Source organism: Aeromonas rivuli (genome assembly GCF_000820045.1).
Lineage (GTDB): Bacteria > Pseudomonadota > Gammaproteobacteria > Enterobacterales > Aeromonadaceae > Aeromonas > Aeromonas rivuli.
Genome location: NZ_CDBJ01000053.1, coordinates 42,157 through 67,040, shown reverse-complemented (window position 1 = coordinate 67,040; position 24,884 = coordinate 42,157). Strand labels below are relative to the sequence as shown.

Here is a 24,884-nt window from a genome sequence, read left to right as displayed (position 1 = left end):
TGCGCCCTGCGGGCTAGCCGTAGCGGGCCAGGGTCAGCCCCTCGTCGCTGATGGCGCCTGGCGTGCCACTGATGAGATCCGCCAGCAACTGGCCCGAGCCCGCCGCCATGGTCCAGCCCAGGGTGCCGTGGCCGGTGTTGAGCCAGAGGCCCGGGATGGGGCTTGGGCCCACCAGGGGCGTGCCGTCCGGGGTCATGGGGCGCAGTCCGGTCCAGAACTCGGCCCGGGGAAGATCGCCGCCATCCGGGAAGAGGTCCCTCACCACCATGGCCAGGGTGTCGTGGCGTCTGGGGTTGAGCGCCAGATTGAAGCCGCTGAGTTCGGCCATGCCGCCGACCCGGATCCGCTCATCGAAACGGGTGATGGCCACCTTGTAGGTTTCATCCAGCACAGTGCTGCGCGGTGCGGCCTCGGCATTGCTCATCGGCAGGGTGAGGGAGTAACCCTTGACCGGGTAGACGGGTAAGTCGAGTCCGAGCGGGCGTAGCAGGCCGGTGGAATAGCTGCCCAGGGCGCAGACGATGGCATCGGCCTTGAAGCGCTGCTCGCCGGCCCGCACCGCCACGGCGCGCCCCTGGGCGAGTTCAACCTCGTCGATGGCGCAGTTGAAGACGAACTCCACCCCGAGCCGCCGTGCCTCGTCAGCCAGGGCCTGGGTGAAGCGGAAGCAGTCCCCCGTCTCGTCCCCCGGCAGGCGCAGGCCCCCCACTATCTTGCCGCGCACCCGCGCCAGGGCGGGCTCCACCTCTTCACAGCCGCTGGCATCGAGGGATTGGTAGGGGACGCCATACTCTGCCAGCACGGCGATGTCCCGTTTGCTGGCCTCGAGCTGGGCCTGGCTTCGAAACAGTTGCAGGGTGCCGAGCTGGCGCCCCTCATAGTCCAGCGCCAGCTCGTCACGCAAACCCTTCATGCAGTCGCGGCTGTATTCGGCCAGGCGCACCATGCGCCCCTTGTTGGTGGCGTAAGCCGCCGGGGTACAGTTGGCGAACATCTTCAGCATCCAGCGTAACTGGAAAGGATCCGAGGTGGGGCGCACCGTGAAGGGGGCGTGTTTTTGCAGCAACCATTTGGCGGCCTTGAGGGGAATGCCGGGGGCGGCCCAGGGCGCCGCATAACCGGGAGAGATTTGTCCCGCGTTACCATGGCTGGTCTCGAGGGCCACATGGCTACGCCGCTCGAGCAGGGTCACCTTGTGCCCCGCCTTGGCCAGATACCAGGCACTGGCCACCCCGATAACTCCCCCACCCAGAACCACAATATTCATTTCTACATCCTTGTTTTAACTGCACTTGTTCATGCAATAACCGAGACGCCCCAGATTGGCCCCTCTGGCAAAATCAGCCGACACCGTCTTGATGGGCACCGGCAGGCATCACGTTATCATCGGCAGCGAAATCGGCAAATGAGCCATCACAAAAATATGATATACCGCTGCTTTTCTGTTTATTGCCAGCGAATAAGTCTATCCGATGAGAGGGGCGCGAGGGATCCTGCGGACATGAAACGCTCTGCCCTGTGCGACTGGTCTGTGTCCGCCAGGCCGGGCTATGGCTCCATGAGGTATGTGGGGCAGAGGGCGCTATCTATTTCGCCGTGACAGAAAATAAAAAAGCCCCGGGAGGGGCTCTCTCATGACGTACTCATCACTGACCGTTGAAGGCCGTGGTGCGGGCCAGGGCACTGCGATTGCCACTCTCAAGCCAGGTCTTGATCCGCTTGGCATCGGCGACCCTGGCCCCGGTGGTATCGGCGTTGAGCAGCACCACTATCATGGGCTCGCGGTTGATGTTGGCCTCCATCACCAGGCAGCGGCCCGCCTCGCGTATATAGCCGGTCTTGGAGATGAGCACCTGCCAATCGGCATCGTGGACCAGGCGGTTGGAGTTGCGGTACTGCAGTTGACGCTTGCCGGTGCGCACATAGTGCTGCTGGGCCGAGGTGAACTGGCGAATGAGTGGATAGGCAGACGCAGCCGCGACCAGCTTGGCCAGGTCATGGGCGGTGGAGACGTTGCGGGGGTTGAGCCCGGTACTGTCCGAGAACTGGGTGTTCCACATGCCGAGCATGCGGGCCTTGGCATTCATGGCGGAGATGAACGCGCGCTGGCCGCCCGGGTAGTAGCGGGCGAGGGAAGAGGCTGCGCGGTTCTCGGAGGCCATCAGGGCGATGTGCAGCATCTCGACCCGGCTCAGACGGGAGCCGATGGCCAGACGGGAACCCGTGCCCTTGATGCGATCTATGTCGGCCTTGCTCACCGTGATCATCTCGTTCAGGCGCGGATTGGCATCGAGTACCACCAGGGCTGTCATCAGCTTGGTGATGGAGGCGATGGGCATGACGCGATTGGCATTGCGCTCCGAAAGGATCTCGCCGGTGCGCGGATTGGCGACCACGAAGGCGGCCGAACTCAAGGTGGGGTCACTGCGTCGCTCGAGCATGCTGGGGGAGGGAGCATTGAGAAACGGAGCGGCCAAAGCTCCCAGGCTGACGGGAAGGAGCAAGGCACCGAACAGCAAGCTGGCAAGGGGACGTATCATGGTGGTGGTCTCTACCGCGTGAAAAAACCGAAAACAACCTCTCAGTTATATGTCGGGTTCTGACGCGCCGCAATCCCCATCACCTTGAACTGATAAGATTTTATGCTTGTCGGGGGATGGATGAGTGTCTATTGGTACCCCTTCGGTTGATAACCTCATGAATGGGGCTTTTTTGAGGCCCTGTTTGGCTAGGGGGCCAATGGCAGCGACGGCTGCTGATGGGGGCCCCATCTTGACGGCCAAGTCGCCGATTATGCCCGAATGGAGACAATGTTGAGGGCAAGGCGAGCACCGGGTACAGGGGGAGCTGACGCAGCCTTTCTCAGGGCAGCCTGGACCATGGTGGGGAGGGGCGAGCCTGCAGGCTCGCCCCGCTTAACATCGGGCTGCGCCGGTCTCAGGCCAGCGCCAGGGCCAGCAGATGCACGGGGTGCTCGCAGCGAAAGGGGGTGCTCATCTCAATCTGCCACTTGCAGGTCTCGCAGTCGGTGATGACCAGGTCCGGCTCGAGCTGATTGATCTGCTCAAACAGCCCCTCACCTATGGTCTGGCTGGTCTGGTAGTTCTCCGACTTGAAGCCGTAGGTACCGGCGATGCCGCAGCACTGGGAGTCGAGCACCGTCACCCTGACCCCGGGAATGGCGCGCAGCAGCTCCAGGGTGTAGATGACGCCCCCCATCTTCTCCAGATGGCAAGGGGTGTGATAGGCAATGTGCAGGTTGAGGGGCTTCATGGCCGGTTTGTTGCCGCGGTAAAACTCGTTCCACAGGAAGCGGGTCACTAGCGAGATGCGATCTCGCACCTTGCGATTATCCTGGCCGAGCAAGTGCGGGTATTCGTCCCTCAGGGTGAAACCGCAGGTGGAGGAGGTGGCCAGCAGGGGCATCTCGTTGCCGAGCAGGCTGTTTTCGAGCTGCTGGATGTTGAAGGCGGCCTGCTGCTTGGCCTTGGCCATGAAGCCGTTGGCAATGAGCGGCACGCCGCAGCACTTCTCCCGCGCCAGCAACTGCACCCCTATGTGCATGGCATTGAGCACCTGCACCAGCTCCTTGCCAAGCTGGGGATGGTTGTAGTTGACGTAGCAGCCGTGGAAATAGGCGATTTGTCGGCGATAGCTGGCCTGCACGGCTTGCTGCTTCTTGAACCAGCCGCGAAAGGTGCCTTGAGAATATTTGGGCAGATCCCGGTGGGAGGAGACCCCGAGCGCCTTGTCCAGCACTTGCTTCACCGGTTTGAGTCCAGTGGTGAAGTTGACGATGGGGGCCATCAGGGTCGACATGCTGCCCATCAAGTCCGTGTGGGAGAGCACGAACTCACGCACCCCCGGCTTGAAACCACTGTACTGGTGCTTGGCCTTGGCAATGATGTCGCCGATACGCACGCCGCTCGGGCAGGCCACTTCGCAGCGTTTGCAGTTGGTGCAATGTTTGAGCGCCTCGTCATAGAGGGCCGGGCTCTTGATGCGCAGCCGCTCGCCGTCGGGCCCGGCCTGTTTGGGGCCCGGATAGGCGGGATTGGCCTTGGCCACCGGGCAATAGGCGGTACAGACGGTGCATTTGATGCACTGATCGAAGGTCTGGTTGGCATGATCCAAGGGCATGATTAAGCCTCCCGGGCGAGTGATGAAGTGAAGGGGGAACCGGTCTTTGAGTCTCGGGCGACAACCTTGGCGAGTATCTGATCGGCGGCGTGCCAGCCGGTGGCGACCGCCACCCCGGAGCCTGAGCCTTCCGCCACAGGGTCATAGTGTGCCAGCACGCTGCCGGCACCATAGAGGTTGGCGAGGGGCTTGCCGCCGCGCATGACCCGCAACCTGTCATCCGTCTTGACTCCGAAACCCATGAAGGGGTGCTGGTCGAACAGGCGGCGACCGGCCCAGGCATCGCGCTCGGCCAGGCTGATCACGTCGGCATCGAAGATGGGCTCACTGATCCCTCCCAGACGCGAGATCAGGCCACGGCTGAAGAAGCTGCCACTGGCGAGCACGAAATTCTCGGCCTCAAAGAGCTGATCGGCGCCGTTCTGGCTATGCACCCCCGTGACCCTGTCGTCATCCAGGGTGGCGCCCAATACCCGCTCACTGATGAGGAAGGTGCCGCCCAGGGCCTGGAAGCGGCGCCTGAGCGCATCTTGCATCCGCATGCCGATGAGGGAGGGGGGCATGGTGGCGACTTCGCGAAGGGTGCACTGGGTGAGCCGCTCCAGTTCCGCGAGCCGTGGCCCCGCCAACCCCAGGGAGAGGCAGGCGGGCAGCACCAGATGGCGGCAGTCGGGGGCGTCGCTCTCGCGCAGCAGGCGGCGGATCTCCTCGGCCAGCGCGCCCAGCAGAGCCTGCCCCGCCTTACCCTGCTTGTCGAACAGGCGGGCGATGTCCGCCGAGCGAAACTCATGAGGATTGCGGTTAAAGGTCGCGAGCTGGGGCAGACATATCTCGCCGGTCAGGATGCGGCTCTGGGCCAGACGCGGATGCAGGGCCAGGTTGGCCGCCGCCAGCGCCGGTTGAAAGTCGCGAAAGCCCTCGAGAGTCGCCAGCAGCAGGACGGCCGGGGCGGGCGCCTCGCCCAGGAAGGCGCTGCTGGTCGGCGAGAGCCAGGTCGGCTTGAGGGTGCCGATGGGGGTGAGTCGCAGGTGATTGTGCGACTCATGGAACAGCGGCAATCCCTGCTCGGCGCAGTGGCGCTGCAGATCGACCAGGCTGGCCGCAATATGAGTGAGCCCGACCTTTTGATAAGGGTGGAGCGGATGGGTCGCCAGGAAGGCGGGCAGGGCGGCGAAGGGATCCCCCTGGCAATCGAGCACGTCCACCGAGCCGGAGGAGAAGTGCAGGGCGCTCTGGCCCGAGGCCATGATCAGCGTTTTCTGGCCCGCCTCGGCGAGGCGCAGCCCGGCGCACAGACCGGCCATGCCGCCGCCAATGATGATGGTATCGAATCTCATGGGGATACTCCTTCATGGCGCAGGGGGGCGGGGGAGTGCTCTGATCCCTGCGGCGCTGTGATGTCGGTGGGGCCAGTCAAATTGCCAAGACCGAACAACCCCTCATAGATCCAGTGGGTGAATTCGGTTTCGCGCAGGGCATCCCCCCACAGCACGGGGCGTACCCCCTTGTAACGCTCCTCCAGGAAGTCGCGCAGCCTGACGCAGGCGGCGCGGCCATCGGCCTTGCCATATTCGTGCATCAGACCGGCGGCGCGATAGGCGCACAGCTCGCCCTGGCAGGGGCCCATGCCGAGCCGGGTACGACGGCGCAGATCCACCAGGTTGTCCACGTCCAGCTCGCGCAGGGCATATTCAATCTCAGCGGCGGTCACCATTTCGCACTCGCAGATGAGGGCGTTGGCCTTGGGATTGTCTCGAAAGAAGGCGATGACCCGCTCCCCATGGCGCGACTCGGCCGATCCTTGCGCCGGTGCCGACAGACCGAAGGTCTGGGCGGGCGCGGGATCCCGTGAGCCTGGCAGGGCCTGCAGGGCGGTACGACAGGGTTTGCTGTTGCCAAGCTTGCTGGCGACCAGATCCGTGGCCATCTCTGCCATCAGCCGGTAGGTCATCAGCTTGCCCCCCGTGATGGTGATGAAGCCTTCCAGACCATCCCGACTGGCATGGTCGAGCAGCACTATGCCGCGGCTGATGTTGCGGCCCGACTCATCGCCATCCACCGCGACCAGGGGGCGCACCCCCGCATAGGCGCGCAGCAAGCGGGTCTGGGCCATGGCGGGGGCCAGCTTGATGCCCTCGCGCAGCAGCACCTCGACCTCCTCGGGTTCGACGCGCAGTTGGTCAATTTTGTCATAGTCGATGCGACTGGAGGTGGTGCCGATGAGGGAGATGGTGTCCCCGGGCACCAGAATGTCGGCATCCGCTGGTTTGCGTGCGCGATTGAGCACCAGCTGGTTGAGGCGGTAATCCATGATCAGCAGGGAACCCTTGGCCGGAAACATGCGGATGCCCAGCTCGGCATACTCGCAGATCTGCTGGCCCCAGATGCCGGCGGCGTTGATCACCTGCTCGGCTTCTATCTCGAACCCTTCGCCGGTGCGCAGGTTGATGGCCCTGACCCCATGTACCCTCTCTTGCTGGCGCAACAGCCCCACGACGCTGCAGTGGGTCAAGATGCGCGCGCCATGCTCCTTGGCATCGAGCACGTTGGCGGTGGCGAGCCGGAAGGGATCGACGGTGCCGTCCGGTACTTGTATGGCGCCAATCAAGGCGGGATTGACATTGGGTTCGAGGCGCAGCGCCTCTCTGGGTTCGAGCTGGCGGGTCGGGATCCCGGCCTGGGCACAGGCTTGCATGAAGGGATCCTGGAAGCCGATGTCATCCTCGGGCAGCGTCACAAAGAGGCCGCCGGTATCATCGACGCAGTGGCTGGCGATGCGCTTGAGGATGCGATTCTCCTGAATACACTCCCGGGCAGATTCGGGATCCGTCAGGGCATAACGGGCGCCGGAATGGAGCAAGCCATGGTTGCGCCCCGTGGTGCCGGCGGCAATGTCGTCGCGCTCGAGCAGGATGCAATCTATGCCGCGCAGGGCACAATCGCGCATGATGCCGGCACCGGTTGCCCCCCCTCCGATGATGACTACCCTGGTCGTGATCCTGTTCATCTTTCTGATCCTTATTCCCTGCCTGATGGGGGCAGTGTGGTGGGAAGCAGAGTGGGAATGTTTGATTTAGACCAAGTTAATGTTCGGTATCGAAAGTAGAGGGGGCTGTTTTGTGGTTTTGTGGGTGAAATCACACATGCTACCCAGGGTTGAACGATTGCTTTATTATGTGCGTATTGATGAGAAGCCCTGCCGGGTTGGCTAGTATAGCGGCATGAGTTTCCATATGAAACTTTACAGAAGTGATGAGCAGCAAGGGGACAGTATGGAAGGTAATCGAGTGGATACTCCGACGCAGGTCAAACAGGTTCAAGGAGAGGTGTTCATTATCGACCAGGATGGCACTGTCTCCCAGATGCCGCCCGAGGGGCAAATCGCCGCGGGTCAGGTCATGCTCACCGGCCGCAATGGCCAGGCCGTAATAGGCATTGATGGTCAAGCTGTCGAGATTGGTCCAGATTGCGCCACCTGCAGCGATGAGCAGGGCAACTGGGTATCGAGCCAGCATACCCTGACCCTCAATGGCCAGCCTGAAAAAGAGCCGACCAATGTGGATCTCGAGGCGCTGCAACAAGCCATCCGCGCCGGTGCTGACCCGACCGCCGTCTTTGCCGAAACCGCCGCAGGCCCTGCCGCAACGGCTGGGGGGGGCGTGGCGGGCGCCGGTTCGAGCGCCGCTGGTTTTATCGTGGTAGACCGTACCAATGATGCGACCCTGGCCGATGCCGGGTTTGATACCAGCCACCAGGCTGCCCTCGATCAGCCCCGGGGCCCCCTGGCTGGCGACTATATCGATACCTTTGCCGCCATCACCGTCTTCGAACCCCAGACCCGCGACAACATCATCAATGCCGAGGAGGTGACAGGGCTCATCATTCGCGGCCAGGTTGAAGACGTGGAGGTGGGGCAACCCGTCACCGTTACCCTGACCGACAGCGCAGGCAACAGCCTGACGGTGACCACAGTGGTGCTGCCCGGCAATCTGTGGGAGGCCGATTTTGGCGACGTGACCGGCAAGCTGGTCGATGGCCCGCTCACCATTCATGCCCACACCGTCGATCTGTTCGGCAACGAGGCGGTCGATGATGGCCTGACCCTGCTCGATACCATTACCACCATCACCCTCGACTTGGCCGATGAGAGCGACTCGGGGGCCAGCCAGACGGACGACTTGACCCGTGACACCACGCCGCTCCTGCAAGGCAAGGGAGAGCCCGGCGCCACCGTCACGCTGACCTTGGGCGGTCAGGTGCTGGCGGTGCTCACCGTCGATGGTGCCGGCAACTGGCAGTTCCCCATTCCCCAGACCCTGGCCGATGGCCGTTATGACTTCAAGGTTGATTCGGTCGATATCGCCGGCAACAAGGCGAGCGATACCCTGACAGTCACCGTCGACACCCAGGCCGGCATCGACATCGACGATCTGGATGCCGGTCGGCTCTGGGGTAGCAATAACGCAACCCTGAGCGGCACAGTGACGCAGGTTGAACCGGGTCAGACCGTGTTTATCAGCCTGAGCGGCGCCGGTCAGCCGGTGCTCAATGTGCAGGGGAAGGTCGGGGCCGATGGCCGCTGGCAGATTGATGGTCTGGATCTGTCCGGCTTCAAGGGACCCATCACCATCAAGGCCAATGTGACGGACTTGGCAGGCAATCAGGTGAGCGATGGGGTGCCTCTGATCGGTCAGAGTGAAACCCTGGTGCTATCGGAAGCCGATCTCGCCAATGGACCCATCAGCCAAACCGGCCAGCTCAACACAGGCTCGGGGAGCGATGGCGGCCTCAAGGTGACACTGGCGGCGGATCAGTCCGCCCTCGAAAGTCTGGGCCTCACCAGCCATGGTGCTCCCCTGACCTATAGCCAGAGTGGCCAGCAGCTGGTGGCCAGTGCCAACGGCCAGCCGGTATTCACCCTGACGGTCAATAACAACGGTACCTATACCCTGACCTGGCAGCAGAGTCTGGATCATGGCCAAGACAAGCTGGTGCTGCCCTTTGGGCTGGAGTATCGCGATAGCGATGGGGATCTGGTCGAGGCGCCGCTGCGCATTGAACTGCTCGATAGCACCCCCCCCGATTTCCAGATACCCGGCATTACCCTGACCGAAGATGCCTTCCAGGATGCCAGCGCCGTGGTGGGAGTGGCCCAGTTTGAGGTCAAGCACAGCGCGGATCCCATCATCGCCGACACCCTGGGCTTCGTGGAACAGAGCAGCGTCCTGGCGGCGCTGCAAGGCCAGTACAACAGCGACGGTCATCCGCTGACCTTTGAATTCGTTGATGATTTTACCCTGAGTGGCTATTACCTGGATGGCAATGGCCAGCGGGTCGAGGTGCTTCAGGCCAAGCTCAGCGCCACCCAGAACGGCGATGACGTCAAAGGAGAGGTCAACGTCAGTCTGACGGGGCCACTCGATCACCAGGGCTCGGATGCCCTGATCCTGGGGCTGAAGGTCGGTGCCGTCGAGATTGATGGCGATGGGACGTCAGCGGCCGACTTGCAGATCGCCATCAATGACGGCATGGATCCCAGCCTTGGCATCGACACTGGCATCAGCCTGCAGGAAGGGGCCGCCGGTCAGACCCTGGATGGCCAGCTGCCGGTCAATGTGGGCAGCGATCGCCTGGTGTCCCTCAACTTCGAGGCCAATCAGCCGGCCCTGGATGGTCTCACCAGCGGCGGCAAGCCGACCAGCTATCAGGTCAACGGCAATGTCATCACCCTGCTGGATGCGGGGGGCAAGACAGTCTTGACAGTGACCCTGGATCTGGATGGCAAGTACCATGTGACGCTCGATGGCGTGCTGGATCAACCGGTCAATAGCAACAGCGTCAACCTGGGGCTGCAGGTAGTGGGCAGCGACTTTGATGGCGACCAGAGCAACCTCGGCACCCTCAACATCCAGATCACCGACGGCGTCTTGCCCCAGGTCGACCCCGTCTCCTTGACCCTGGTGGAGGACAGCAACTGGAGCGCGGCCCAGACCCTCTCCGGGGATCTCAACATCACCGCCGGCAGCGATCCCCTTGCCAACATCAGTTTCGATGCCAGCCAGCCGGGCCTGCAGGGGCTCACCAGCGGCGGCCAGCCCGTTGTCATCACCATCAGCGGCAACAGCATCAGCGGCGCCGTCAACGGCCAGAATGTCTTTACCCTCACGCTTGATCAGAAAGGACACTACGTCTTCACCCTGAACCAGCCGCTGGATCAGGGCAGTGCGGACAGTCGGCTTTTGGCGGGCTTCACCCTCACAGACAGTGATGGGGACAAAGTCTCCTCTTCTTTAAGCGTTGCCATCGGCGATGGAGCCAACCCGGTGATCAGCGCCGTGACCGGCACCAGCCTGACCGAGGCCAACCAGGGCGATGCCGCCGTGGTGGGCAATATGAGCTTCACCGTGAGCCACGGCTCGGATGCCCTCGATCAGAGCAGCCTCAGGTTCGATATTGCGGCGATCCAGAGCAGCCTGGACGGCAAGTTCAGCAGCCACGGCAGCCCGGTTACCTTCATCCTGGATGCCAATGGGGATCTGGTGGGCACCAGCGCGGACGGCCGCGAGGTGCTGCGCGCCGAGCTGAGCCTGGTGGACAACAACGGCAACTGGAGCGTCACCACCAAGGTGACCTTGAGCGGTGAGCTGGATCACCAGGGCAGCGAGTCCCTCGACCTGCCTCTTGCCATCACCCTCACGGACAAGGATGGGGACAGGGTCTCCACCCAGTTGCCGCTGACCATCAAGGACGGCAATGCACCCGGCTTCGTGGCGGGCAGCGGGGTGAGCCTGGACGAGGGCAACCTCGATGGCAGCAACCCTCTGACCGGCACGGGCCAGTTCCAGATCGATGCAGGCTCGGATCGGGTGAACGAGGTATCGTTCGCCGACATCGCCGAGCAGCCGGCCCTGACCGCCCTGGGCCAGAGCGTGAAATACGAACTGGTGGACGGCGATGCCGGCATCCCGGGCAACCAGATCCTCAAGGGCTATGTGGAAGTGAACGGGGTACGGGTCGAGGTGTTGCAGGTCGAAATCAGCGGCAAGCTCGATAACGCCGCCAGCAACGGTTTTGACTACAAGGTGACCCTGTTCGAGGGGGTACATCAGAGCAATGGCGGCAGTACCGAGCTGCCGTTCAAGGTCAACGTCGTCGACAGCGACAAGGGATCAGGCAACAACGACACCACCTCGGGCACCCTCAACATCAGTGTTGCGGAAGGGGACAAGCCGACCCTCAGCCTCACCGGGGTGACCCTGGCCGAGGGGCGCTTCGATGGGGCCGCGAGCAACCAGACCGGTGACGACCAGCAGGCCACCGGCACCCTGACCATCAAGGCGGACTCGGATCCCGTGGTGGATGTGCGCCTGACGCTCTCTGGCCAGGTACTGGATACCAGCGGCAAAGCCATCACCCACAACGGCGAGACCCTGACCTGGCAGGAGGTGCCAGGCAGCAATGGTCACAGCTTCCAGGGGGTGACCGCGAGCGGCACCCTGGTGCTGAGCGTGACCCTGCCGAGCGTGCCGGGCAGCATAGCGGCCCACAGCTCGGCGACCCTGGATTACCAGGTCACTGTGCACACCAACCTGGATCACGGCGCCGACGACAAGCTGAACCTGACCCTGCCGGTCCAGGTGACCGACAGCGATGGCTCTGTGATCACCGGCAATACCACGGCTGTGATCACCGATGCGGCCAACCCCAGCCTTGGCATCGACACTGGCATCAGCCTGCAGGAAGGGGCCGCCGGTCAGAGCCTGGATGGCCAACTGCCGGTCAATGTGGGCAGTGACCGCCTGGTGTCCCTCAACTTCGAGGCCAATCAGCCGGCCCTGGATGGTCTCACCAGCGGCGGCAAGCCGACCAGCTATCAGGTCAACGGCAATGTCATCACCCTGCTGGATGCGGGGGGCAAGACGGTGTTGACCGTGACCCTGGATCTGGACGGCAAGTACCATGTGACGCTCGATGGCGTGCTGGATCAACCGGTCAATAGCAACAGCGTCAACCTGGGGCTGCAGGTAGTGGGCAGCGACTTTGATGGCGACCAGAGCAACCTCGGCACCCTCAACATCCAGATCACCGACGGCGTCTTGCCCCAGGTCGATCCCGTCTCCCTGACTCTGACCGAAGACAGCAACTGGAGCGCGGCCCAGACCCTCTCCGGTGATCTCAATATCACCGCCGGCAGCGATCCCCTTGCCAACATCAGTTTCGATGCCAGCCAGCCGGGCCTGCAGGGGCTCACCAGCGGTGGCCAGCCCGTTGCCATCACCATCAGCGGCAACAGCATCAGCGGCGCCGTCAACGGCCAGAACGTCTTTACCCTCACGCTTGATCAGAAAGGACACTACGTCTTCACCCTGAACCAGCCGCTGGATCAGGGCAGTGCGGACAGCCTGCTCAAGGCGGGCTTCACCTTGACTGATTCGGATGGTGACACCGTCTCCTCTTCTTTAAGCGTCGCCATCGGCGATGGGGCCAATCCGGTGATCAGCGCCGTGACCGGCACCAGCCTGACCGAGGCCAATCAGGGCGACGCCGCCGTGGTGGGCAATATGAGCTTCACCGTGAGCCACGGCTCGGATGCCCTCGATCAGAGCAGCCTCAGGTTCGATATTGCGGCGATCCAGAGCAGTCTGGATGGCAAGTACAGCAGCCACGGCAACCCTGTGACCTTCATCCTGGATGCCAATGGGGATCTGGTGGGCACCAGCGCGGATGGCCGCGAGGTGCTGCGCGCCGAGCTGAGCCTGGTGGACAACAACGGCAACTGGAGCGTCACCACCAAGGTTGTCTTCAGTGGTGAGCTGGATCACCAGGGCAGCGAGTCCCTCGACCTGCCTCTTGCCATCACCCTCACGGACAAGGATGGGGACAGGGTCTCCACCCAGTTGCCGCTGACCATCAAGGACGGCAATGCCCCCGGTTTCGTGGCGGGCAGCGGGGTGAGCCTGGACGAGGGCAACCTCGATGGCAGCACTCCCCTGACCGGCACGGGCCAGTTCCAGATCGATGCAGGCTCGGATCGGGTGAACGAGGTGTCGTTCGCCGACATCGCCGAGCAACCGGCCCTGACCGCCCTGGGCCAGAGCGTGAAATACGAACTGGTGGACGGCGATGCCAGCATCCCGGGCAACCAGATCCTCAAGGGCTATGTGGAAGTCAATGGCGTGCGGGTCGAGGTGCTGCAGGTGGAGATCAGCGGCAAGCTCGACAACGCCGCCAGCAACGGTTTTGACTACAAGGTGACTCTGTTCGAGGGGGTACACCAGACCAATGGCAGCAGCACAGAGCTGCCGTTCAAGGTCAATGTCGTCGACAGCGACAAGGGATCAGGCAACAACGACACCACCTCGGGCACCCTCAACATCAGCGTTGCGGAAGGGGACAAACCGACCCTCAGCCTCACCGGGGTGACCCTGACCGAAGGGCGCTTCGATGGGGCCGCGAGCAACCAGACCGGTGATGACCAGCAGGCCACCGGCACCCTGACCATCAAGGCGGATTCCGACCCCGTGGTGGACGTGCGCCTGACTCTCTCCGGTCAGGTCGTGGATGCCAGCGGCAAGGCCATCACCCACAATGGTGAGACCCTGACCTGGCAGGAGGTGCCGGGCAGCAATGGTCACAGCTTCCAGGGGGTGACCGCGAGCGGCACCCTGGTGCTGAGCGTGACCCTGCCGAGCGTGCCGGGCAGCATAGCGGCCCACAGCTCGGCGACCCTGGATTACCAGGTCACTGTGCACACCAACCTGGATCACGGCGCCGATGACAAGCTGAACCTGACCCTGCCGGTCCAGGTGACCGACAGCGACGGCTCTGTGATCAACGGCAACACCACGGCAGTGATCACAGATGCGGCCAACCCCGTGATCAGCTCCATCGGGAGTGTCACCGTCAATGAGTCGGATCTCAATGGCGGCACTGGTCAGCACGGGGGCACCAGCCCTGCGGGTACAGGGGAGATGGCTGTCGGTCAGGTGGTGATCGCCGCCGGGAGCGATCGGGTTGCCGCCCTGCAACTGGATGTGGCCCGCTTCAACGCCCTCAACCAGCTCAGCTCCGGGGGCAAGGCCGTCAGCATCAGCGCCGACAACCAGCCTGGTGTCTATCTGGGCAAGGACAGCGGCGGCAAGCTCATCTTCAAGCTGACCCTGGATGTCTCCGGCCGTTATACCTTCGAGCTGACCGGCAATCTGGATCACAGTGCTCAGGGCAATGATCTGCTGGATATCCAGCTGCCGTTGCAGGCCCTGGACAGCGATGGGGATCTCAGCGGCGAGGTGATAGGTCACGTCAGCGTGCGGGACGATGTGCCCGAGGCGGACGATTACAGCAAGACTCTGAACCAGGGGGCGAAAGTGAGCGGCGATCTGCTGGCTACCGCCAGCGAGGGAGCCGACGATGCGGTGATAAAATCGGTCACCATCAACGGGGTCGAACACTCCATTTCCGCCAGCGGCAACACCACCATTGCGGTCACAGACAGCACAGGGCAGACCATAGGCACCCTGGTGATCAACGCCGAGGGGAATTACAGCTTCACCGCCCGGGCGGATATCGATCACAGCAACAACACCCTGGTGCAGAAGGTCGACTTCCACCTGGTGGATGGTGATGGGGATACCGATGATGGGGTGCTGACCCTGACCATAAGGGATGAGGCGGGTCTCCTTAACGTGACTGCTGCGACCGGGCAGGAAGATGAGGGGGCGCTGGATCCAAGCCAGGGCATTCCCATCAATATGAACCTGGACATAGGCGACTTCGATCGGGGCGAGTTCGTTGAGAAATTGCTGATCCAGGCCCCGGCCAATGCCCATGGCACCTTCTATTTCAACGGTGTTGCGCTCACCACCATCACCCAGGGTGGCAAGACCTGGTATCAGGTGCCGCCAGCGGCGATGCAAGCCGTTGCCGGTACCAACGACAAGTTCGAACTCAAGAGCGTGACCTTTGTGCCCGATCATGACTATTCGAGCCAGAGCGATGGCGGCAACCCGCTTCGCTTCCCGATCCAGTTGCAGGTCGGCGTCACCGAGGGGAGCAAACCCTCAGTGCTGACCGGCAACCTGGCCATCACGGTGCAGGGCATTGCCGACAAGCCGCTCTGGGATGACGGCAGCACGAATAAGCACTACAGCACCGATGAGGACAGCACCGGCATAGCCCTCAACGTGCAGGCCAAGCTCACCGACACGGACGGCTCCGAGACCCTGAGCTACCAGATCAAGTGGGCGTCCGGCGAAGGCAGCCTGACCCTGAACGGCAAGGTGCTCACACCCGACGCGAACGGCCTCTATATCGTCTCTGCGGGGGACATCAACAAGATCACAGTCGTGCCCGGCAAGGACTACAGCGGTGACATCAAGCTTGTCGTGACGCCGGTGAGCACGGAGAAAACCCCCGTAGTCACCGGGAAGGAGACAGCCCTTGGGGATCCCATCGATCTCATCATCAACGTCAACCCGCTGGCGGATGACGCCAAGCTGACGGTGCGCGACATCCAGGGCAAGGAAGACAGCCTGCTGGATCTGGGCAGCAAGATAGCGCTCGCCCATCTGGGGGATACTGCTGATGGCTCCGAGCAGATGTTCGTGCGCATCAGCGGTCTGCCCGCCGGTGCCACCCTCTGGCTCGGCGGCGTGGCGGTCACCCTGGATGCGAACGGTTATTACGAGGTGCCCTATGCCCGCATCGGCGAGCTCAAGCTCGAGCCGCCGAAGGACAGCAACGTCGACTTCGATCTCAACATCCAGGGGGTGGTAAAGGATACCGCCACCCTGACCGATGCCAATGGTCAGACCCAGACAGTGGTCAACGAGAAGGTGACCGGTAGCCAGGGTCTGCATGTGGATCTGGTGGGGGTGGTGGATGAGCCTCACTTCGATCTGGACAGCACCGGCTGGACCCAGGACAGCAATGACGGTTACACCATCACCATAGGGGAAGATGGCAAGGCACCGCTGAACTTCAAGCTGGCGTCGGGGGAGACGACGGGCGATGGCTCCGAATCCCTCAACCTGGTGCTGGAAGGCTTGCCGGAGGGGGCCAAGGTATTCGATGGCAGCGGCAAGGAGCTCACCCTGACCTTTGCCGGGCTCGACGCCCAGGGCAAGCCGACCTATCAGGTCGACGTCTCTAGTCTGGGCAACCTGCAGATCCAGCCGCCCCCCAACAGCACCGCCGACATCCACCTCATCGCCCACGTGGTGGTGACCGAGAACGACGGGGATCACCAGCGTTTCGACGTACCGCTCACCATCAAGGTGGAGCCCGCGATCGATGCCGGTGACTATGGCAAGACCAGCAATGGTCTGGAGGATCAGTTTGCCGTGCTCGATTGGCAGCCGGACCTGACCGACAGCGCCGAAAAGGTGACTCACCTCAGCCTCTCCGGCATCGAACCCGGCTATGAGATCTGGATCCGGGTGGGCGGGGCCGAGACCCAGCTTAACGTGACGGGCGGCAAGGTGGAGTTGAGTGACGCGGATCTGAAGAGCCTGCTCGGCGGCGGTCAGCTGCTGGTGAAGGCGCCACAAGACAGCGACAGGGACACCACCATCCAGAGTCATGTCACGGTGACGCAGGTCGATGTGGACTCCAATGTCACAGCCCAGAAGGTGATAGACGGCACCCTGCATGTGGATATCCAGGCCGTGGTCGAACCCGATGGCAACCTGGTGCAGCAGGGTGGGGATCTGGTCAGCCCGGATGGTCATGACATCCCGCTCAAAGATGTCTTTGTATTCGAGGATCTGGATCCGAGCAGCGTCGAAACCATCGATTATCTGGTGATCAGCGATCTGCCGCCGGGTTTCGTGGTGGTGGGCGGGATCAACGACGGCCAGGGCAACTGGACAGTGCCTAACAGCGCCCTCGGGAGCTTCTCCCTGCGTTCACCGGATGGTTTCACCGGCACTGCCACCTTCAAGGTCAGCGCCAAGGTGATCGATCTTGGCGATAACAACGAAGGGGATGTCAGCGCACCGGCTTATCGGGAGATCACCGCCAGCGCCGAGTTCAAAGGTGCAACCCACTCTGGCCAGCTTGCGGCCGGCGTCGATCTCGACAACAGCCAGCCCATCACAGGGGTGGAGGATCACAGCGTCAACTTCGGCACCCAGCTCAAGAGCATGGTGACCCTGGGGACGGCAAACATCGGTGATGACGAGCTCAGCATAGTCCTCACCGGCCTGCCTCCCGGCGTGAGCGTGCAGGGGCTCACCTTCGACTTCGTCAACGGCGAGTACCTCATCAAGCTGCCGGGTGGCCTCAGTGACCTCGACAAGCTGACTCTGACCCTGCCGGAGGATTACGCTGGCAGCGACCTGAGCTTCAACGTGCGTCTGGTCAATACCGACACCGTGAGCGGCGACACCAAGACGGTGGAGAAGGTCGTTTCCCTCTCCATCACCCCAGAGGTCGACATCCACGGCGGGACCGATGGCCAGCCCGAGCTGCACCTGCAGGTGAAGGAGGTGAACGGTCAGCCGAGCAACCAGGAAGACACCGAGATCCACCTCGATCTCTCGGTCAAACTCGCGGACATCAGCCCCACAGTGGCCAACGGCGGCCTGGAGACGGTGGAGCGGGTGACCCTGACTGTCGATGCCAAGTACGGCCACTTCCTCGATGGCAACGGCCAGCCGGTCAATACCCTGGTGGTGACGGATCCCGATGATCTCAAGGATCTGGTGTTCGTACCCAAGGAGCACTTCAGCGGTCAGGTACCCCTGGGCATCAAGGTCGACATTCTGGACAGTGCCACCACGGGGACGGATCGCGACAGCTGGAGCGGCAATGCGAGCTTCGAGGTGCTGCCGGTCAATGACCCGGCCCAGCTCACGGTGAAGGATGTGAGCGGCAACGAGGATGGCAGCGTCGGCCTCGGCGGGCTAGGCGCGACCCTGGTCGACAATGATGGCTCCGAACAGATAGTGGCGCTGCAGATAAAAGGGGTGCCGGATGGTTTCACCTTGTCGGCACCGGCGGTTAACAACGGCGGTGGCGTATGGCAGGTGCCTGTGGGCACAGACTTCTCCAAGCTGACCCTGATCCCGCCCGCCAACTTCAGCGGCAATGTGGAGCTCACCCTGAGCGCCTTCACCCTTGACAAGGGGATCACCATCCCCCTCGAGACCAGCGACAGCTTCACCGTCACCGTCAAGCCGGTGGGGGATGTCATCATTGCCGACATTCAGGACAAGGCGAGCGGCACCGAGGGGGACGTGGTCACCCTCAATCTGGGGCTGGAGACCAAGGACACCCAGGCCACCGGCGGCAGCGCCAGCAATGTTCACGAGAACGGCCCGGAGCAGGTGCGGGTCACCATAGCAGGGGTTCCCGATGGGGCAGAGATCCGTCTGCCGAGCGGGGTGACCGGTACTGTGGTGGATCTGGGCGGCGGCGTCTGGCAAGTGACCACGACGGGCGGCAAGCTGGACACCATCGAACTGGTGACCAACGACGCCAATGGCACCCTGGATCTCAAGGTGACGGCCCAGAGCCTGGACAACGGCGCCCTCGGCCCCGAGGTCAGTGGCAACATTCAGGTGGTGGTGGATGCGGTCAACGACGCCCCCATCAACGTGCTGCCCGGGGATCCTCAGGTAGCCCAGGAGGACAAGCCCTTCACCATCCAGGGTTTACAGGTCAAGGATGTGGACGCGGGCAGTGGCAACATAGAGGTGCGTCTGTCGGTGACTCACGGCTCCCTGACGGTGCTCAATGCCGCTGGAGTGACGGTGACCGGCGACGGCAGTGGTTCTCTGTTGCTCAGCGGCACCCTGGCGCAGATCAATGCCTTGCTCAGTGGTGGCATCGACTATCTGGGCAATAGCAACTTCAATGGCAGTGACGCCTTGACCATGGTCACCAATGACCTGGGCAATACCGGCAGTGGCGGCGCCCTGAGTGATACCGATGTGCTGCCCATCGAGATACAGCCGGTCAACGATGATCCTGTCAATATCCTGCCACCGGCCCAGGTGGCAGAGGAGGATAGCGTCCACCTGATCCAGGGCTTGCAGGTGCAGGATCTGGACGCCGCTGGCGGTGATATCCGGGTTAGCCTGAGCGTGGGCAACGGCAGCCTGACCGTGGTTGATGGCACAGGGGTCACCGTGACGGGGGATGGCAGCGGCAACCTGACGCTGCTGGGCTCCCAGGATGCGATCAATGCCCTGCTAAGCAGTGGCATCAACTATCTGGGGGACGCCAACTTCACTGGCACCGATCAGCTGATGATGGTGACCAACGATCTGGGCAACACCGGCAGCGGTGGCGGGCAGGATGTCAGCAGCACCCTGGATATCGCCGTGCAGCCGGTCAATGACGCCCCCGAGCTGACCCTGCCTGGCAGCGGTGTTAGCGTGGGTGAAGATGGCGACATCATCCTCGGCGGCATCAGCGTCAAGGATGTCGATGCGGGCACCGCGCCCATGCAGCTGACCCTCAAGGTCGAGCATGGCCTGCTGGTCGCGGCGGCCGGGGCCGGGGTCACTGTGCTGGGTAGCAACAGCAATACCCTGATCCTGACCGGGGCTCAGGATGCCCTCAACGCCTTCCTGGCTGGCGCCGTCCACTATCAACCGAGTCCTGACTACTGGGGGGACGACAACCTGAGTCTGGTTATCTCGGATCTCGGTAACACGGGCTCCGGTGGCGCTCTGGAAGATAGCGGCCAGCTCGGCATCAACGTGGCCGCCCAGGCCGATATGCCCAATTTGCAGCTCGACACGCATGGGGTGACGGCCCTGGTGGGGGGTTGGGTTCCGCTCAGCCTGAGTGCCTGGGTCGCCAACCCCGAGCCGGGTGAGCTGAGCATCCGGTTGAGTGGTCTGGATGGCGCCCAGGTCCTGGATCAGCATGGCCAGCAGGTGGGGCAGGATCTGGGCAATGGCGACTGGCTGCTGCCCGGGGATAACAGCTTGCCGCTGTTCCTGGATGGCTTTGGTGTGGGTGACCACAGTATCGCCGTGCAGGCCGAGTCCAGCGCCGGGGGGAGCATCATCAGCTCAACCCCGGATATTCTGGAAGTCCATACGGTGGCGGGCAATGAGCTCCATGGCAGCGGCAGTGATGACCATCTGGTCGGTGGCCTGGGGGATGACATCCTCTATGGCGGCGCAGGCAGTGATATTCTCACCGGGGGGCTGGGCAGCGATACCTTCGCCTGGACCTTGCCGGATGCGGGATCAGCCAGTCAGCCAGCGGTCGATACCATCACCGATTTCAACCTGCAGCAAGGGGACAAGCTGGATCTCAGCGACATGCTGGGTGGGGTGAGCGGGGATGACATCAACAGCCTGCTCTCCCATATCCAGGTATCGGTGACGGCGGGTGCCAACGGGGTGAGTGACTTGCATCTGGATATCTCTCCCGCCGGGGATGGTCAGGTAACCCAGTCCATCGATGTCAAGAGCGTTGATCTCTCCAGCCTCGACATGGGGGGCGGCAGTCAGAGCGAGATCCTCACCTCGCTCATCGATAACCAGCACCTCATCCTGGCCCAGTCATGATGCAACAAGGCCGCCCTCGGGCGGCCTTGTTCTTTATCGGGATTGGGCAGACCCATCAGCCACAGCATTTCTTGTGTTTCTTGCCACTGCCACAGGGGCAGGGATCGTTGCGTCCGGGCAGAGGGCACGCGTCATGGGGAAACTGGACACCCTCGGTATAGACCCAGCGCCCTGCCAGGCGGGTGAAGCGGGAGCGCTCATGGAGACAGTGACGCTGCCCCCCTTGAATAAACCAGGCCTTGAACTCGACCTGACCCTCCTCATCATCCGGGGTGCCAGCTTGGGTGGTCACTATTTCAAGCCCCGCCCAGCGGGTATCCATACGACTCAGCTCGTGGGCAGTCAGCCCCCCCAGAAAGTCCGGGTGCCAGCTCTGTACCAGATAGTCACCCAGTCCCAGCACGAAGGCGCTGTAGCGCGAGCGCATCAGCTGTTCGCAGCTCGCGGCAGCCTGGCCCTGATGGAGAGGCGCGCAGCAGGTCTGGTAGGAGAGGGGGGAACCGCAAGGGCAAGGGGTCATGGTATAGGCCGTCTTTGAGTCAAATGTGCGGGGATTGTAGCCAAGCGAGGGGGCCACAGACCAGTACCGCAGCATAATCAGTGATCGGGGCCGGGGATCTGACAGTGCAGTTTGGGGATTGGCCGAGAATATGGAACAATTAACCATTGTTCGCCGTTTCGTTAAAAGACCCTATGAATGAGATCGTGAAAGGCAGTATCGATTTGATCCGGCAGCTCAACTATGGGCTGGTCTACGCCAGTCTGGAGGAGCACAAGGAGCTGTCACGCACCGATCTCTCCCGCCTGACCGGACTCTCCCCCGCCAGCATCACCAAGATCACCCGGGAGCTGCTCGATGGCGGCCTGGTGGTGACCTGTGGCGAGAGTTCTGTCGGTCGGGGTCGGCGCCAGATCCTGCTGCGCATCAATGAGCGTCGCTTCCAGTTTCTCTCCATGCGTCTGGGCCGTGGCTATGTGGACATGGCGCTGTTCGATCTGGCGGGCCGCTCTCTGGCGCGCCATCGTCACCAATTCAGCGAAACCGAGCGGGGGGATCTGCTGGCCAGCCTCATCAAGGCGATAGAGAGCTTCCTGCCCAAACGGGCCCTGCGTCTGGCCTGTATCGCCCTCTGCCTGCCGGGTCAGGTGGAGCGCCATTCCGGCATGGTACGTCACTTCCCCTTCTATGATCTGCGCAACTGGCCCCTGGGGCCGACCCTGCAGCAGGCATTCGCGGTGCCCGTGCTGGTCAGCGGCGATGTGCGCACCTGGATCCAGGCCGAGCGCGAGTGGGGAGCGGCCAAAAATTGCGCCGATGCCGTGCTGGTGTTTGTCCATAACGACATCGGGGTGGGCATGGTGGTCAATGGTCAGCTGATGGAGAGCGAATCCGCCATGCTGGGGGATCTCAGCCACCTGCAACTCGAACCCTATGGCCAGCGCTGCTATTGCGGTGGTTTTGGCTGTGCCTGCACCCTGGTCACCAATCAGGCGCTGGAGGCTCAATACCGCGAGCTGCGCGAGCGGATAGGCGGGTCGAACTCCGACTTGCCCGAGAGTGTTACCATTCGTGAGCTGTGCGAGCTGGCCCTGGCGGGCAATGGCCTGTGTCAGGACATCTTGCATCAGGCCGCAGGCCGCCTCGCCCGGGTGCTCTCCAATCTCATCTGCCTGCTCAACCCGGGTAAATTGCTGCTCGGTGGCGAGATCACCCGCGCCGACCGTCTGCTGTTCCCCATGCTGCATCAGGCGCTGGCGAGTCAGTTGCCCTCAGACTACCTGGTGCGCTTGCAGATAGAGTCGACCCACTTCTACGAAGATCCCACCAAGCCGACCTCGGTGCAGGTACACAAGGCGCTGCGCGACGGCAGCCTGCTGCTGGATCTGCTGCGGGGCGGCGGCAACGAGTCATGATGGCGGGGATGCTGGTCAGAGGGCACGGCGCAGGGCGCCCCTCATGAAACTGGGACTGCAGGGACGCTTCCTTCTTATTCTGTGTTGTATCAGCCTGTTGCAGCTGATCTTGCTCAGCACTGCCAGCTATTACTATGTCTCGGAGCAGCGTTATCGTGAGGTCGGCGATCAGGCCCTGGACGTGGCTCAGTTGGTGGCGCGGGATCCCGCGGTGATCACCGGGGTGCGCCGTGCAGACAGTGCTCGCCTCAACCAGCTGGTTGAGAAGACCCGCGTCGATGTTGGCGCCAGCTTCATCGTCATTGGCGATCGCAACGCCCTGCGGCTGGTGCATCCGCAGGCCGATCGTATTGGCAAGCCGATGGTGGGGGACGATCCGACCCGGGCCCTGGTCAATGGGGAGTCCTATGTCTCCCATGCCAAGGGATCCCTCGGGGTATCGGTGCGCGGCAAGACGCCGATCCGTGATGAGCTGGGCCAGATCATCGGGGTGGTCTCGGTCGGATATCTGGTGCGCGACATAGACGCGGACTTGCGCGGTTTTCTGCGCTTTGGCCTCCTTATCACCCTGCTTATCGTGTTGCTCAACAGCCTGGCCGCTGGCTGGCTGGCGCGGCGCTACAAGAAAGCCATCTTTGGCTTTGAGCCCGAACAGATAGGGCGCCTCTATGCCGAACTCGACTGTACCCTGCGCACCGTGCGCGAGGGGATACTCACCATCGATGGCGAGGGGCGACTCACCTCCATCAACCCCAATGGTATCAAGCTGTTGCATCTCGATGAACAGCAGGCCAGGGGAGCCATAGGCCGCCCCATCAACGATCTGCTGCCAGAGACTCGCATGCTGTCGCTCATCCATGATCCCAAGCCGCAATATGATGAGGAGATCTGGCTCAATGGCCAGCATCTGATCGTCAACCGTCTGCCGCTGGTGCGCGATGGCGAACTCATCGGGGCCGTGTCGAGCTTCAGGCGCAAGGATGAGCTGGCCGAACTGAGTGCCCAGCTCAGCCAGGTGCAGGCTTACAGCGACCTGCTGCGGGTGCAGACCCACGAACACAACAATCAGCTGGGCACCATCGCCGGGCTTATCGAACTCGGTGCCCATGAGGAGGCGCTCGCCTTCATCGGCCGTGAGGCGGGCACAGAGCAGACTCTGCTCAGCTTCCTGATGGCGGCGATCGCCAAACCCAAGGTGGCAGGGCTGCTGCTCGGCAAGTATCACCGGGCCCATGAGCTGGGACTGGAGCTCATCGTCGAGCCGGATTCTCGCCTGCACGATATTCCCGCCAGGGTGTCGGGCTCCCAGCTGGTGACCCTGCTTGGCAACCTCATCGACAACGCCTTCGAGGCGACCCGTCGCCACGGTGCACCCTATGCCCCTATCCGGGTGTCGATGACGGATCTCGGTCAGGACCTTATTCTGGAGGTCGAGGATGGTGCTGGCGGTGTGGCCCCCGAGCTGCAGGACCGGCTATTTGAACCCGGCGTCAGCAGCAAGGCCGAACAAGGTCATGGCATAGGTCTGGCCCTGGTGCGCAAGACCCTGGATGCGCTCAAGGGCGATATCGTCATCGAGGCGACCGAACAGGGCAGTTGTTTTGTCTGTTACATTCCCAAGGATGTGTGAATGATCAAGGTATTGATAGTGGAGGATGACCCGGCCATCGCCGAGATCCACCGCCGCTTCGTCGAACGGCTGCCCGGCTTCGTCCTGTGCGGTCTGGCGCTCACCCTAACGGATGCCCGCGAACAGATAGCCGTGCTCAAACCCGATCTGGTGCTGCTCGATGTCTGGCTGCCCGATGGCGAGGGGTTGGGTCTGCTCAAGCAGTTGCGCCAGGAGGGGGCCGAAGTGGATGTCATCCTGCTCACTGCCGCGCGGGAAGCGGCTACCTTGCAGGAGGCGATGCGGCTGGGGGTGGTGGATTTCATCTTGAAACCCGTGGTGTTCGAGCGGCTCAAGGGCACTCTGGAGAAATACCGGCAGAGCAGCCAGGCCCTGGCCAGTCTGGCCGATATCAGCCAGCAGGATGTGGATGCCCTATTTGGCAGCAGCGCAGGCAGTGCCAACCCGCTGACCCTGCCCAAGGGCATCGATGCCCTGACCCTTGAGCGGATCCTGAGCGCCCTGGCCGGTGAGGGGGCCAATGCCGAAGAGATAGGGGCGAGGGTGGGGGTGAGCCGTACCACGGCCCGTCGCTACCTGGAGTTTCTGGTGGGTCAGCAGCTGGCGTTCCCCGAGCTCGAATATGGCACCGTCGGGCGACCCGAGCGCCGTTATCGTCGCCGCTAATCCCA

At 62.7% G+C, this 24,884-nt stretch carries 10 protein-coding genes; 4 read left to right on the top strand and 6 right to left on the bottom strand.

Going from position 1 to position 24,884, the window contains the following annotated elements; genetic code table 11:
* Window positions 1–13 precede the first annotated feature (13 nt).
* The 5 genes from BN1130_RS11405 to glpA all read right to left on the bottom strand — a co-directional run bounded on the left by BN1130_RS11405 (window position 14) and on the right by glpA (window position 7,147).
* Window positions 14–1,267 carry a D-amino acid dehydrogenase gene (locus tag BN1130_RS11405; RefSeq protein ID WP_042042143.1) on the bottom strand — a complete coding sequence of 418 codons (1,254 nt, stop codon included), beginning with the start codon at window positions 1,265–1,267 and terminating at the stop codon, window positions 14–16.
* A 379-nt stretch (window positions 1,268–1,646) separates the two neighbouring features.
* A complete protein-coding gene (locus tag BN1130_RS11400) occupies window positions 1,647–2,540 on the bottom strand; it encodes a serine hydrolase (RefSeq protein ID WP_042042142.1) in 894 nt (297 codons plus the stop codon).
* A gap of 397 nt (window positions 2,541–2,937) precedes the next feature.
* On the bottom strand, window positions 2,938–4,140 hold the full coding sequence (glpC, locus tag BN1130_RS11395) for an anaerobic glycerol-3-phosphate dehydrogenase subunit GlpC (protein ID WP_042042141.1): 1,203 nt from the start codon (window positions 4,138–4,140) through the stop codon (window positions 2,938–2,940).
* 2 nt (window positions 4,141–4,142) lie between these two features.
* Window positions 4,143–5,477, bottom strand: coding sequence for a glycerol-3-phosphate dehydrogenase subunit GlpB (gene glpB / locus BN1130_RS11390; protein ID WP_042042140.1), 1,335 nt, complete (start codon window positions 5,475–5,477; stop codon window positions 4,143–4,145).
* Window positions 5,474–7,147, bottom strand: coding sequence for an anaerobic glycerol-3-phosphate dehydrogenase subunit A (glpA, locus tag BN1130_RS11385; RefSeq protein ID WP_042042139.1), 1,674 nt, complete (start codon window positions 7,145–7,147; stop codon window positions 5,474–5,476). The genes glpB and glpA overlap by 4 nt, the downstream gene beginning before the upstream one ends.
* Window positions 7,148–7,373: 226 nt before the next feature.
* Here glpA and BN1130_RS11380 point away from each other — a divergent pair, with 226 nt between their 5' ends.
* A complete protein-coding gene (locus tag BN1130_RS11380; protein ID WP_198135266.1) occupies window positions 7,374–20,669 on the top strand; it encodes a retention module-containing protein in 13,296 nt (4,431 codons plus the stop codon).
* Between the two features lie 55 nt (window positions 20,670–20,724).
* Here the strand turns inward: BN1130_RS11380 and BN1130_RS11375 are convergent, their stop codons facing one another.
* Complete coding sequence (locus BN1130_RS11375) at window positions 20,725–21,189, bottom strand: YchJ family protein (RefSeq protein ID WP_084218199.1); 465 nt, start codon at window positions 21,187–21,189, stop codon at window positions 20,725–20,727.
* A 173-nt stretch (window positions 21,190–21,362) separates the two neighbouring features.
* On the opposite strand from BN1130_RS11375, the gene BN1130_RS11370 reads away from it, so the two are divergent.
* From BN1130_RS11370 to BN1130_RS11360, 3 genes are read left to right on the top strand one after another with little or no spacing between them, the layout of a single operon-like run.
* On the top strand, window positions 21,363–22,583 hold the full coding sequence (locus BN1130_RS11370; protein ID WP_042042137.1) for an ROK family transcriptional regulator: 1,221 nt from the start codon (window positions 21,363–21,365) through the stop codon (window positions 22,581–22,583).
* A gap of 43 nt (window positions 22,584–22,626) precedes the next feature.
* Complete coding sequence (locus BN1130_RS11365; RefSeq protein WP_042042136.1) at window positions 22,627–24,213, top strand: ATP-binding protein; 1,587 nt, start codon at window positions 22,627–22,629, stop codon at window positions 24,211–24,213.
* Window positions 24,214–24,879, top strand: a complete 666-nt coding sequence (locus BN1130_RS11360; protein ID WP_042042134.1) for a response regulator — start codon at window positions 24,214–24,216, stop codon at window positions 24,877–24,879.
* Window positions 24,880–24,884: the final 5 nt, after the last annotated feature.